Here is a 12,586-nt window from a genome sequence, read left to right on the forward strand (position 1 = left end):
CCATGCGTTCGGCGCCGCGTCGCGCGCGGCGAACAGGCGTGCACTATAGCAGCACGATTCAGATGCGGATTGAGCTTCAGATACGGCCGCGCAGCACCCGCACGAAGGCGTGGCCCGCCTCATCGAGCACGCCTGAATTATCGATGCGGGTCAGCCGCGCGCCGTCGGGCAGCGAAAACGGCGCCAGGCGCGCGAGCCGCGCCGCAATCTGTTCGGCCGTTTCGCGCGCGCGTGCGCCGAGGCGCGCCGCGAGAATATGCGGCTCGGCTTCGACGTGCACGATTTCCGCATGCGGGTAGCGCTCGAGCGCACGCTCGAGATGCTGCCGCGAGCCGTTGACAACGACCGTGCAGCCACGCGCAAGCCACGTGTCGAGTTCGATACCGATGCCATAGCGCAGCGTATGACTCGACCATTCGAGTGCGAAAAGACCGAGCGCCGAGCGCGCTTCGAACTCTTCGGGCGTGAGCGCGATATGGTTTTCGTTGCTGCCCGCGCTGCGCGTGATGTACCGGTGCGCGAACACGACCGGCGCACCGGCGACATGATCGCGCGCGAAATGCAGCAGCGAATCCTTACCTGCGCCCGACGGGCCCATCACATAGATCAAACGGCCTTCCATGCCTTACTTCACCTCCGTGTTATCCGATGCACCGATTGCACCGAATGCGATTCGCTGCCAGAGCACAAACGGCTCGCCGGGCGCGGGCTCGACAAAAAGCGCAATGCCCTCGACCGGCAATGGACCCAGCTGCTGCGTCCGCGCATGCCACCATTGAACGATTGCCGCGCGGTCTTGCGCGTCTTCCAGCGAGTTCGACAGCGTCATATGAAAGCGGAATTCGTCAAACACGTATGGGTATCCCCACTCGACGAGCAGCGCGCGTTGCCGTTCAGTGAGCGGCGCAGCAAGCCGCCGCTCGAGGTCCGCCGCCGACGGCGTGGCACGCAGCGCCGCGCATGCGCGCAGTGCGTTCGACGCCACTTCGCGCACGCGCGCATCGGCCTCTTCGCCCGCGGGCCTCAGCGCAACAAAGCGGCCGAGTGTCGCCGCTTCGACGGGCAAGGCGAAGCGCGTTTGCGTGCGCGCCCAACGCTGCGCCGCATCAACGACATCGCGCGGCTGCACGCCATCGACTAGTCGGAATGGAGCAACGAGCGTGCCGTGCCAGCCGTAGCGGCGCGGATCATTCGTCAGACGCGCAAGCGTTTGCGACAGCGGCGGAAAATCGGCGCGCGGTTCGTGTAGAGCACCGCTCTCGGCATCGCGCCCGAGCCATGCGGAACCCGCGTCCCACCATTCTGAGGTCCGCGGCGGCGCGTAGTAAATCGCGATGCGTGACGCGGCGCTCCAGTTCGAGGGGGCGTCGTTAGCCGACGCTTTGGCAGCTAATGCAGCAGAAGACGCCGCCTCACCTGTCGATGCAGCCGCGGCTGCGGAAGACATGGCCTCTTCCCCTTGTCCGTTGGCCCGCGCCGCGCTCATATATCGTTCTCCACGAGCAGTTGCACGCGGTCGGCAGCGAAGTGCGTGAAGCCGTATTTGATCGGCGTGCCCTCGATATCGACATCGACGTTTTCGACCCACAGCACCGGCTGCTGACGATTGATATTGAGGCGGCGCGCGACGTCCGCATCGGGCAGCACACTGCCGATACGGCTCCATTTACGCAGATAGTCGTGCACGCCATATTCGGCGAGCGCCCGCGTCATGCCGCCGGTGCGCTCGAGCGCGTCGGGCAGGTCCGTGAAACGCGCGGCCGGGTACCAGCTGCGCGCATAGGTGAGCGGCACACCGTTCGCTTCGTGCAGCATTTCCATCCGGTACACCATGACGCCCGCGCGCAGCCCCAATGCCTTCGCGACATTCGGCTCGGCCTTCACACGCGACGAAGACAGCAGCACGCCAAGCGATTGCTGCTGCCGCAAGTTTTCAGTGAACCGCGTGCGACGGCCGATCGTATAGTCGATCGCACCCGGTTGAACGAACGTGCCGCGCCCCTGTTCGACGCTGACGAGACCCAGCGCCGCAAGCCCCAGCATCGCGCGGCGGATCGTGTGACGGTTGACGTCGAAGCGTCTCGCGAGTTCGGCTTCGCTCGGCAGGCGCCCTTCTTCGCCGAAGCCGCTTGCGGCGATTTCCGCTGCAAGGATCTGCTCGATCTGCCGCCATACGGCGACGCCGCCGCCGCGTTCGAGCAGCGTTCCGGGAGTCGCATCGTCGTTCGATGTCATGGTGGTGTCATTCCCCTCGGTTCAAATATAACTCTCGATTGTAGTTCGCGAGCCGTGATGAAAATATGAATGTCCGCGCTACACCGTGTCACTGCGGGATTTTACCTACAAACGTCTAGACGTTTAGATGAATAGATGGTCAAATGTCCGCACATCGATACCACGGAACCCCCGATGAGCGATCCTTCCGCCCCCGTTTCTTCCGCCCCGGCCTCGACGTCCGCGCGCCGCGCATGGATCGCCGTGCTGGCGCGCACGCCGCGCGCGGACCTTGAAGCCGCGCTGCAGCGCGCCCTGAACGGCGCCCCGCTACCCGCATACGACTGGCTGCGTCCGCCCGAAACCGGCCTCGCGATGGTGCGCGGCCGAGTCGGCGGTAGCGGCGATGCCTTCAATCTTGGCGAAGCGACGGTTACGCGCGCCACGCTGCGTCTGCGTGGTACGGGGGCCGGTCAACCCGGGGATGACCAACCGGGCGCCGATGCGCCGGTCGGCGTTGCGTGCCATCTCGGCCGCGACCGCCGGCGCGCGGAGCTGGCGGCGCTGGCCGATGCGTTGCTGCAACTGCCGCAGCACCACCCGCATCTGCACGAACAACTGATCGAACCGCTTGCCGCGCGCATCGAGGCCGCGCGCGAAGCGCGCCGGCAAGACACCGCCGATACGCGCGTCGAATTCTTCACGATGGTGCGAGGCGACTGATGAACACACCGAACAATCAGGCGCAGGCTGCGCTGTCTACCTCATTGGCAACACTAACCCCGGGCTTCGCCGATCCGGTGCACGACACGCAAGCGGTGTTTCGCACGCTGCTCGACGTGCTTTCGCGTCCCGGCACGATCGGCACCGTTAGCAACGTGCTGCCTGCGCTGAGCGCAACAGCAAACGCCCCGCATCAACCCGCGGCCGACCGCGCCGCGTTCGCCGCGCTGCTGACGCTCTGCGATTTCTCGACGCCCGTGTGGCTCGCACAGGACGATGTGCCGCTCGCCTCCGCGCTGCGCTTCCATACCGGCGCACCGCTCGTCGATACGCCGCAGCGCGCCGCATTCGCTTATGTACACAACGCTGCCGCGATGCCCGCACTCGAGCACTTCGCGCCTGGCGATCCCGAATCGCCCGAAACGTCGGCCACGCTGCTGATTCGCGTCGCATCGCTCACGAGCGGCACGCCGCTCACGTTGCGCGGCCCGGGCATCGAATCCACACAACGCATCGCGCTCGACGGCCTGCCCGAGCATTTCTGGCTCGAACGCGCGGAACTCGCGCCGCTCTTTCCGTGCGGCATCGACTGCTACTTCGTCTGCGGCGACGCGCTGATGGGTCTGCCGCGCACAACCCAAGTGGAGCTCAACTAATGTACGTTGCCGTCAAGGGTGGAGAGCGCGCCATCGAAGCATCGTGGCGCCTGCTCGACAAGGAGCGTCGCGGCGATACGCAATTCGCCGAACTGAGCGTCGCGCAGATTCGCGAACAGCTGCGGCTCGCGGTCGCGCGTGTGATGACCGAAGGTTCGGTGTACGACGAAGAGCTCGCGGCGCTGGCGATCAAGCAGGCGGCCGGCGACCTCGTCGAAGCGATTTTCCTGCTGCGCGCGTACCGGACCACGCTGCCGCGCTTTGGCTATACGGAGCCGCTGCGCACCGAAGCGATTCTCGCGGAGCGCCGCATTTCCGCGACGTTCAAGGACGTGCCCGGCGGTCAACTGCTTGGGCCGACGTATGACTACACGCAGCGTCTGCTCGACTTCGCGCTGCTGGCGGAAGGCGAAGCTGCTGGCGCAAATTCCGACGCGAACGCAAACGCAAACACAAACGCCGACGCCACAGCACGCAACGCAGCGAAAGCGGAGAAAGAATCGATGCCGCGCGTCGTCGCGCTGCTCGACAAGGAAGGCCTGATCGAACAGGAAACGCCGACGCCCGGCGCGCCCGAACCCGGCGATCTGTCGCGCGAACCGCTCGCGTTTCCGGCAAGCCGCGCGACGCGTCTGCAAAATCTCGCGCGCGGCGACGAAGGCTTTCTGCTTGCAATGGGTTATGCGACGCAGCGCGGCTACGCGCACTCGCATCCGTTCGCGGGCGAAATCCGCTTCGGCTCGATCGCGGTCGAAATGGTGCTCGACGAACTCGGCGAAGCCGTCGAGATCGGCGATATCGATGTGACCGAATGCCAGATGATCAATCAGTTCGCGGGCAGCGCGGAAGCGCCGCCGTCGTTCACGCAGGGCTACGGCCTCGCGTTCGGCCACTCGGAACGCAAGGCGATGGCGATGGCGCTCGTCGACCGCGCGCTGCGCGCCGAAGAGCTCGGCGAAACGCTGCGTTCGCCGACCCAGGACGTCGAATTCATGCTGTCGCATAGCGATAGCGTCGAGGCGTCGGGTTTCGTGCAGCACCTGAAGCTGCCGCATTACGTCGACTTCCAGTCGGAGCTCGAGCTCGTGCGACGGTTGCGTGCACAACGTGCGGCCGCAGGCGTTGGGACCGTGGAAAGGCGCGACGGCGACGAAGCCAATGGCAACCCGCAAGCTCCCGGCCAGGCGCAGGAGCAGACCCAGCAGAAGCGGGCTTCCGAGCCCGCCAAACAGGAACAAGCCGCATGAATTCGCCCGACACACACCTCGCGTCACCCACCCCCGATAGCGCGGCCGAGGGCTACAACTTCGCCTACCTCGACGAACAGACGAAGCGGATGATCCGCCGCGCACTGCTCAAAGCAGTCGCGGTGCCCGGCTACCAGGTGCCGTTTGCGGCGCGCGAAATGCCGCTGCCGTTCGGCTGGGGCACGGGCGGCATTCAGGTCACCGCTTCGATTATCGGTCGCGACGATACGCTCAAGGTCATCGATCAGGGCTCCGATGAAACGACCAATGCGGTCAATATCCGGCGCTTTTTCGCCCGCACCGCGGGCGTCAAAACGACCCGCCGCACGACCGAAGCGACGATCGTGCAGACACGTCACCGCATTCCCGAAACACCGCTGACCGACAAGCAGATTCTCGTCTACCAGGTGCCGAACCCCGAGCCGCTTTACAAGCTCGAGCCGCGCGTCGCCGAAAGCCGAAAGCTGCACGCGCTGGCCGACTACGGCCTGATCAGCGTGAAGCTGTACGAAGACATCGTGCATCACGGCAGCATCGCGACGACTTACGATTACCCGGTGATCGTCAACCACCGCTATTTGACGTCGCCGTCGCCGATCCCGAAGTACGACAACCCCAAGATGCATATGAACGCCGCGCTGCAACTGTTCGGCGCCGGCCGCGAGCGGCGCATCCACGCGATCCCGCCGTACACGCACGTGCGCAGCCTCGACTTCGACGATCACCCGTTCGAAGTGCAGCGCTGGGATCATGCGTGTGCGCTGTGCGGATCGACGGAAAGCTTTCTCGACGAAATGATCGTCGACGATACGGGCAAGCGGATGTTCGTCTGTTCCGATAGCGATTACTGCCATGAGCGGCGCGAAGCACAGGCAGCGCAGCAAATAGAGCAACAGGCCCAGACCGAAGGCGCCGGAGAACACGCATGACGCAAAGGCTCACCCCGCTTCTCTCCGCACGCTCGCTCACCAAGCAGTACGGCGGCCGCAATGGTTGTAGAAACGTCAGCTTCGATCTGTATCCTGGCGAAGTGCTGTGTATCGTCGGCGAATCCGGCTCCGGCAAGACGACGCTTCTGAACACGCTCGCGCTGCGCACCGAAGCCGACAGCGGCTCGCTGCACTACGCGGCCGCGCATGGCGCGACGGTCGATCTGCGCGAGTTGTCCGAGCCGCGCCGGCGGCTTTTGATGCGCACCGAATGGGGTTTTGTTCAGCAGAATCCGCGCGACGGGCTGCGCACCGGCGTGTCCGCGGGCGCCAATATCGGCGAGCCGCTGATGGCCGTCGGCGCGCGCCATTACGGACAGATCCGCGCGCTCGCGACGCAATGGATGGAGCGTGTCGAACTCGACGCCGCGCGCATCGACGAATTTCCGGCCGCGTTTTCGGGCGGCATGCAACAGCGCCTGCAAATTGCGCGCAATCTCGTGACTGGCCCGCGACTCGTGTTTATGGACGAGCCGACCGCCGGTCTCGACGTCTCGGTGCAGGCGCGCCTGCTCGACCTGCTGCGCACGCTGACCGCGACGCTGCATCTGTCGGTGCTGATCGTCACGCACGATATCGGCGTCGCGCGGCTGCTCGCGCACCGGCTCATGGTGATGCAGGGCGGCGAAGTCGTCGAATCGGGCCTGACCGATCAGGTGCTCGACGATCCGCAGCATCCGTACACGCAAACGCTGGTTTCCTCGGTTCTGCCGGTTTGAGGTCTGCGATGTCACTTATCGAATCCAATGGCGCACACACGATCGGACGCACGTTCGTTGATAACCCCGCGCTGATGCTGCGCGCGGTGGGCGTCGCGAAGACCTTCACGCTGCACGGCCAGGGCGGCGTGCAGATCGACGCGCTCGACGGCGTATCGCTCGATGTCGAACGCGGCGAATGCGTCGTGCTGGTCGGCCCTTCGGGCGCCGGCAAGAGTACGCTGTTGCGGTGCCTGTACGGCAACTATCTGGCGAGCGCCGGCACGATCGCGCTGCGCGACGATGCGCGCGCCGATCATAGCGATAGCCGGTACGTCGCGATTACCGGCGCGCAGGCGCACGACGTGCTGTATTTGCGTCGCAGCGTGGTCGGCTACGTGAGCCAGTTCTTGCGCGTGATTCCGCGCGTGACGACGCTGACGCTCGTGGCCGAGCCGCTCGTTTCACGCGGCGTGGCCGAAACCGAAGCGCGCGCACGCGCAGCCGCGCTGCTGGCGCGATTGAATGTGCCGGAACGGCTGTGGTCGCTCGCACCGGCCACGTTTTCGGGCGGCGAACAGCAGCGCGTGAATATCGCGCGCGGCCTGATCGCCGAGCATCCGGTGTTGCTGCTCGACGAACCCACCGCCTCGCTCGACGCGGAAAACCGCGATGTTGTAGCCGATCTCGTGATCGAGGCGCGCGAGCGCGGCGCGGCGATTGTCGGCATCTTCCACGATGAAGACACGCGCGCGAAAGTGGCGACGCGCCGGCTCGAACTGAGGCCACCGCTGCGTCACACGGCTGCAATACACTGATATCCAACACCCATACGGAGTTTTCCGATGTTGATCAGGAACGCCCGCGTCGTCACGCGGGATGAAGAATTCACTGGCGTCGTGTGGATCGAGAACGACGTGATCCGCGACATTTCGCGCGGCACGACGTCCGCGCGCGAGTCGGAGGACTGGGAAGGCGATTACCTGCTGCCCGGCCTGATCGAACTGCACACCGACAATCTCGAGAAGCATCTGGCGCCGCGTCCCGGCGTGTACTGGAACACCGACGCCGCGTTTGTGATTCACGACGCGCAGGTCGCCGCCGCCGGCATTACCACTGTCTTCGACGCGCTCGCGATCGGTTCGCGCGCGCACAACGGCCCGCGCGAGCGCGGCATCCAGACGCGCTGCGCGCAAGCGCTGCAGCGCTTCACCGAGCGCAAGCTGCTGCGCGCGGACCACTTCCTGCATCTGCGCTGCGAGGTGGCGACCGGCGACGTGGTCGAGGTGTTCGACGAGCTGTGCGGACATCCGATGCTGCGGCTCGCTTCGGTGATGGATCACACGCCGGGGCAGCGTCAGTGGCACGATCGCGTGGCGTGGCGCAAGTTCCAGGAGCGCCACGGCAAGCTCACCGACGAGGAAGCCGAACGGACGCTGATGGAGCTCGCCGCGGAACAGCAGCGCTTTGCCGACGCGCACCGTCTGGCGATCATCGACCGCTGCAAGAAGCTGCAGGTGCCGGTCGCGAGCCACGACGACACGCTCGTCGAGCACGTCGAACAGGCGGCCGCCGAAGGCGTCGTGCTGGCCGAATTCCCGACCACGCGCGTCGCAGCCGAAGCGTCGCACCGTCACGGCATCGCGACGATCATGGGCGCGCCGAACGTCGTGCGCGGCGGCTCGCACTCGGGCAACGTGTCGGCGCTCGAACTCGCGAAGGCGGATCTGCTCGATATCCTGTCGTCCGACTATGTGCCGTCGAGCCTGTTGACAGCGGCCTTCGAACTCGTCGAGAAGGCCGGCTGGACGCTGCCGCGCGCGATGCGCACCGTGTCGGCCGAACCCGCGCGTGCGGCCGGCCTGCACGACCGCGGCTCGATCGCCCCGGGCCTGCGCGCCGACTTCGTGCGCGTCACGATGATGGACGCACTGCCGGTGCCGCGCGCCACCTGGCGCGCCGGCGTGCGCGTGGTCTAATCTCCGCGCGCCAGACCAAGAGCACTGAAACAAGCACTGAGACGAGCACTGCCGCCGGCGCCCGCCGTGCGGCAGTGCAGCGAGCCCCTCGCACACGCCGATATCACATCGCGCGGCTTTCGGGACCACCCCGCGTTACCGTATAACTGTCGATCTCCTTTCACCGACGCCCGGCCCGCAAACGCGCGTCAGAGCTTGCTTTGCCACGCCATTCGGGGTTCTACCAGGTCCCCAATATTTTTGGACTGGTAAGCTTGGCGCGCGCTGCTGGCGGCCTGCCGGCGGCCGAAACCACTAAACCCGGCCGCCTATCCGCGCCGGGTCATGTCGCATAGCACAATCCGCATACGCGACTTATCAGAACCACTCGGGAGTAAATCAGTGAAAAAACTGCTCGCGGCCTTGACGGTTGCCCTGCTTGCCACCGTTTCGATCGGCGCACATGCCAAAGACTGGACCACGATCCGTTTCGGCGTCGACGCCAGCTACCCTCCGTTCGAATCGAAGGGCTCCGACGGTAAGCTGGTCGGTTTCGACATCGACCTCGGCAATGAAATCTGCTCGCGCCTGAAGGCGAAATGCGTGTGGGTCGAGAACGACTTCGACGGCATGATCCCGGCGCTGAAGGCGAAGAAGTTCGACGGCGTGCTGTCGTCGATGTCGATGACGCCGCAACGCGCCGAACAGGTCGCTTTCTCGTCGAAGCTGTTCAACACGCCGACGCGCCTCGTCGCGAAGAAAGGCTCGAACATCCAGCCGACGCCTGAATCGCTGGCCGGCAAGTCGGTCGGCGTCGAGCAGGGCACGATCCAGGAAACGTACGCGAAGACCTACTGGGAGCCGAAGGGCGCGAAGGTCGTCGCTTACCAGAACCAGGACCAGGTCTACGCCGACCTGATCTCGGGCCGTCTCGACGCCACGCTGCAAGACGCCGTGCAAGCGGACATCGGCTTCCTGAAGACGCCGCGCGGCGCGGGCTTCCAGTTCGTCGGCAAGGATCTCGAAGACAAGAAGATCCTCGGCGAAGGCGCAGGCATCGGCATGCGCAAGGAAGACACGGATCTGAAGACGAAGATCGACAAGGCGATCGCCGACATCCTCAAGGACGGCACGTACAAGAAGCTCGAGAAGAAGTACTTCGACTTCGACGTGTACGGCGGCTAAGTACGGCTAATAGCGCCTCCGGCGCGGCTCGCCGCGCCGGCCTGGCCAGGCCTCTGCCACCCCGACGGGCTCCGCATGGAGCCCGTTTTCATTCCGGGCGGGCATAATAGCCCGCAGTCAACCGATAAGCGGCCTCTTCGCTTTGCCGCACCTCTCTCATGCAAACGCAAATTCATCCGCTGATTTCCCCGTCGCTTGGCACCGCTCGCAACGTGACGAGCTTCCACTACGGTCCCGGCGGCGGACAGAAGGTGTATATCCAGTCGTCGCTGCATGCCGACGAGCTGCCCGGCATGCTCGTTTCGTGGGCGCTGCGCCGCAAGCTCGAAGCGCTCGAAGCGGCCGGCAAGCTGCGCGGCGAAGTGATCGTGGTGCCGGTCGCCAATCCGATCGGCCTGAACCAGCAGATGCTCGGGCTGCTCGCGGGCCGCTTCGAACTGAACACCGCGCAGAACTTCAACCGCAATTTCCATAACCTCGCGGCGCTCGTCGAGCCCATCATCGAAGGACGTCTGACCGGCGATATCGAGGCCAATCGCCGCGCAATCCGCGCGGCGATGCGCGAAGCCTTGCAGGCGCAAAAGCCGCGTACCGAGCTGGAATCGCACCGCCTCGCGCTGCAGCTGATGTCGTTCGACGCGGACATCGTGCTCGATCTGCATTGCGACTGGGAAGCGGCGCTGCACCTGTACACGAACCCGGACCTGTGGCCCGACGTCGAGCCGCTGTCGCGCTATCTCGACGCCAAGGCGTCGCTGCTCGCGCTCGACTCGGTCGGCAATCCGTTCGACGAGATTCACAGCTTCTGCTGGTCCGATCTGCGCACGCGCTTCGGCGACCGCTTCCCGATTCCCAATGGCTCGATCTCGGTCACGGTCGAACTGCGCAGCCAGCGCGACGTATCGTACGAGTTCGCGGAAAAGGATGCGCAAGGGATCATCGAGTACCTCACGCATCGCGGCGTGATCGAAGGCACGGCTGCGCCGATGCCCGCGCTCGAATTCGCGGCCACGCCGCTTGCCGGCACCGAGCCGGTTGTGTCGCCGGTCAGCGGCGTCGTGGTGTTTCGCGCGGAAGTCGGCAAATGGGTCGACGCGGGCAAGGAAATCGCCGATATCGTCGATCCGCTGACCGATAAAGTCGTCACGTTGAAGTGCACGGTCGCGGGCGTGCTGTACGCGCGGCACGTATCGCGTTTTGCGACGGCCGGGATGGAAGTCGCGCGCGTGGCCGGCGCGAAAGCAATCCGCTCGGGTTCGCTGTTGTCGGCTTAGTCGGCTTAGTCAAGCTTCGTTTTGCGGCCGGAGACGATCGGCCGAATTGCTTCGCATCGGCGCATTCGCGCCACTCACAGCGCTTCAACCGCAAAAAATCGCCCGCTTTAAAGCGGGCGGTTTGCCTTATGCGACATAGATTTACGCGCGAAGAAGAGATTTCTTTCACAGTACCTACATCCATAAACAGCTTGTAGGTATAACTATAAGAAACGAGCAAAAATCCCGCATTCGAGTCCTAAAAATGTAGCTTTTGCACTACATCCAGTGCGTTTTTCGTAATTGTCATATTCAGTTGTATGTAATCCGTTTAAATTCGCGTTCGACGAAAGACCTGCCGAAGAGCATGGCGACAGTCGCTGGCAAATTTCTAAAACGGAGAAATCTTTGAACAAGAAAGTACTGACCACGGCGCTCCTCGCAACTTTTGCGGGCGCTGCGCACGCGCAAAGCAGCGTGACGCTGTACGGGATCATCGACGCTGGTATCAGCTACGTGAATCACAGCGGCGCAAACTCGCAGAAGCTGTTCAAGTATGACGACGGCGTTGCTCAGGGCAGCCGTTGGGGCATGCGCGGTACGGAAGACCTCGGTGGCGGCCTGAAGGCGATCTTCGTGCTCGAAGGCGGCTTCAACAGCGGCAACGGCACGTCGAGCCAAGGTGGCGCACTGTTCGGCCGTCAGGCATTCGTCGGTCTGTCGAAGGACGGCATCGGCGCAGTGACGTTCGGTCGTCAATACTCGTTCTCGACCGACTACCTCGGCGGCGCGTACTCGAACGGTGGCAACACCGTCGGCGGCAACTACTCGTACCACATGAACGACGTCGACCAGCTGACGTCGAGCCGTATCAACAACGCGGTGAAGTTCAGCAGCGCGAACTTCTACGGCCTGACGTTCGGTGCGATGTACGGCTTCTCGAACCAGGCAGGCGCATTCGGCGGTGCTCCGACGGTTGGCACGACGACCGGTTCGTCGCGCGCATACAGCTTCGGCGCGAACTACGCGTACGGTCCGTTCAGCCTCGGCGCTGCTTACACGGACATCAAGTTCCCGGCGCTGGCTGTGCCGGCATTCAACGTTGCCCTCGCGAACTTCAACCCGGGCACGGGCGCATCGGGTGGCGCGGCGATCCGCGATCTGCGCACGTTCGGCGTTGGCGGCCGTTACACGCTCGGCCCGGTGACGGCATGGGCGTTGTACACGAACACGCTGTTCCAGCCGATCACGCTGGGCTCGTCGCTGTACCAGGCTTACGACGTGGGCGGCAAGTACGCCTTCACGCAAGCGCTGTCGGTTGCTGCAGGCTACACGTACTCGAAGGTTGACGGCGCGACGGCGACCGGCCACTGGAACCAGATCACGGGTGCTGTCGACTACGCGCTCAGCAAGCGTACCGACGTGTACTTCCTGACGGTGTTCGAAGACGCGAGCGGCCATGCGGGCAACACGCCGCTGCAATCGCAGATCGGCGACACGAGCTCGTTCTTCGGCAACTCGGGCAGCAACTCGCAAAGCCAGCTGGCGTTCCGCGTCGGCCTGCGCCACAAGTTCTAAATGGCATGAACGGTTGGCCTTGCGGCGAGACGCTCGGCCAGCCTGCTACGAGAGCAGGCAAGGACGCCCTTCGGGGCGTCTTTTT

13 protein-coding genes are annotated in these 12,586 nt (G+C 64.5%); 10 read left to right on the top strand and 3 right to left on the bottom strand.

Annotated elements, in window-relative coordinates:
* Positions 1 to 76 precede the first annotated feature (76 nt).
* The 3 genes from phnN to phnF are packed head-to-tail and all read right to left on the bottom strand — an operon-like array spanning position 77 to position 2,235.
* Positions 77 to 622 (bottom strand): phosphonate metabolism protein/1,5-bisphosphokinase (PRPP-forming) PhnN, encoded by a 546-nt coding sequence (phnN, locus tag KZJ38_RS35340; RefSeq protein ID WP_219801645.1) that lies wholly within the window; start codon positions 620 to 622, stop codon positions 77 to 79.
* Between the two features lie 3 nt (positions 623 to 625).
* Positions 626 to 1,447 carry a DUF1045 domain-containing protein gene (locus KZJ38_RS35345; protein ID WP_219801646.1) on the bottom strand — a complete coding sequence of 274 codons (822 nt, stop codon included), beginning with the start codon at positions 1,445 to 1,447 and terminating at the stop codon, positions 626 to 628.
* A 35-nt stretch (positions 1,448 to 1,482) separates the two neighbouring features.
* Complete coding sequence (gene phnF / locus KZJ38_RS35350) at positions 1,483 to 2,235, bottom strand: phosphonate metabolism transcriptional regulator PhnF (protein ID WP_219801647.1); 753 nt, start codon at positions 2,233 to 2,235, stop codon at positions 1,483 to 1,485.
* Between the two features lie 174 nt (positions 2,236 to 2,409).
* Between phnF and phnG the strand changes: the two genes are divergently transcribed.
* The 10 genes from phnG to KZJ38_RS35400 all read left to right on the top strand — a co-directional run bounded on the left by phnG (position 2,410) and on the right by KZJ38_RS35400 (position 12,501).
* Positions 2,410 to 2,937, top strand: a complete 528-nt coding sequence (gene phnG / locus KZJ38_RS35355; RefSeq protein WP_219801648.1) for a phosphonate C-P lyase system protein PhnG — start codon at positions 2,410 to 2,412, stop codon at positions 2,935 to 2,937.
* Positions 2,937 to 3,593: a phosphonate C-P lyase system protein PhnH gene (gene phnH / locus KZJ38_RS35360; RefSeq protein ID WP_219801649.1), complete on the top strand. Its 657-nt coding sequence runs from the start codon at positions 2,937 to 2,939 to the stop codon at positions 3,591 to 3,593. The genes phnG and phnH overlap by 1 nt, the downstream gene beginning before the upstream one ends.
* Complete coding sequence (locus KZJ38_RS35365) at positions 3,593 to 4,840, top strand: carbon-phosphorus lyase complex subunit (protein WP_219801650.1); 1,248 nt, start codon at positions 3,593 to 3,595, stop codon at positions 4,838 to 4,840. The genes phnH and KZJ38_RS35365 overlap by 1 nt, the downstream gene beginning before the upstream one ends.
* On the top strand, positions 4,837 to 5,769 hold the full coding sequence (locus tag KZJ38_RS35370; RefSeq protein WP_219801651.1) for an alpha-D-ribose 1-methylphosphonate 5-phosphate C-P-lyase PhnJ: 933 nt from the start codon (positions 4,837 to 4,839) through the stop codon (positions 5,767 to 5,769). Before KZJ38_RS35365 ends, KZJ38_RS35370 begins: the two co-directional genes overlap by 4 nt.
* The gene (phnK, locus tag KZJ38_RS35375) at positions 5,766 to 6,548 is read left to right on the top strand and encodes a phosphonate C-P lyase system protein PhnK (RefSeq protein ID WP_219801652.1); all 783 of its coding nucleotides are present in this window, start codon (positions 5,766 to 5,768) and stop codon (positions 6,546 to 6,548) included. Before KZJ38_RS35370 ends, phnK begins: the two co-directional genes overlap by 4 nt.
* Before the next feature lie 8 nt (positions 6,549 to 6,556).
* On the top strand, positions 6,557 to 7,345 hold the full coding sequence (phnL, locus tag KZJ38_RS35380) for a phosphonate C-P lyase system protein PhnL (RefSeq protein ID WP_219801653.1): 789 nt from the start codon (positions 6,557 to 6,559) through the stop codon (positions 7,343 to 7,345).
* A gap of 27 nt (positions 7,346 to 7,372) precedes the next feature.
* The gene (locus tag KZJ38_RS35385; RefSeq protein WP_219801654.1) at positions 7,373 to 8,506 is read left to right on the top strand and encodes an alpha-D-ribose 1-methylphosphonate 5-triphosphate diphosphatase; all 1,134 of its coding nucleotides are present in this window, start codon (positions 7,373 to 7,375) and stop codon (positions 8,504 to 8,506) included.
* A gap of 381 nt (positions 8,507 to 8,887) precedes the next feature.
* Positions 8,888 to 9,670, top strand: coding sequence for an ABC transporter substrate-binding protein (locus tag KZJ38_RS35390; protein ID WP_219801655.1), 783 nt, complete (start codon positions 8,888 to 8,890; stop codon positions 9,668 to 9,670).
* Positions 9,671 to 9,828: 158 nt separating this feature from the next.
* Positions 9,829 to 10,944 carry a succinylglutamate desuccinylase/aspartoacylase family protein gene (locus tag KZJ38_RS35395; RefSeq protein WP_219801656.1) on the top strand — a complete coding sequence of 372 codons (1,116 nt, stop codon included), beginning with the start codon at positions 9,829 to 9,831 and terminating at the stop codon, positions 10,942 to 10,944.
* 387 nt (positions 10,945 to 11,331) lie between these two features.
* Positions 11,332 to 12,501 carry a porin gene (locus tag KZJ38_RS35400; RefSeq protein ID WP_219801657.1) on the top strand — a complete coding sequence of 390 codons (1,170 nt, stop codon included), beginning with the start codon at positions 11,332 to 11,334 and terminating at the stop codon, positions 12,499 to 12,501.
* Positions 12,502 to 12,586 lie beyond the last annotated feature (85 nt).

Source organism: Paraburkholderia edwinii, from assembly GCF_019428685.1.
Lineage (GTDB): Bacteria > Pseudomonadota > Gammaproteobacteria > Burkholderiales > Burkholderiaceae > Paraburkholderia > Paraburkholderia edwinii.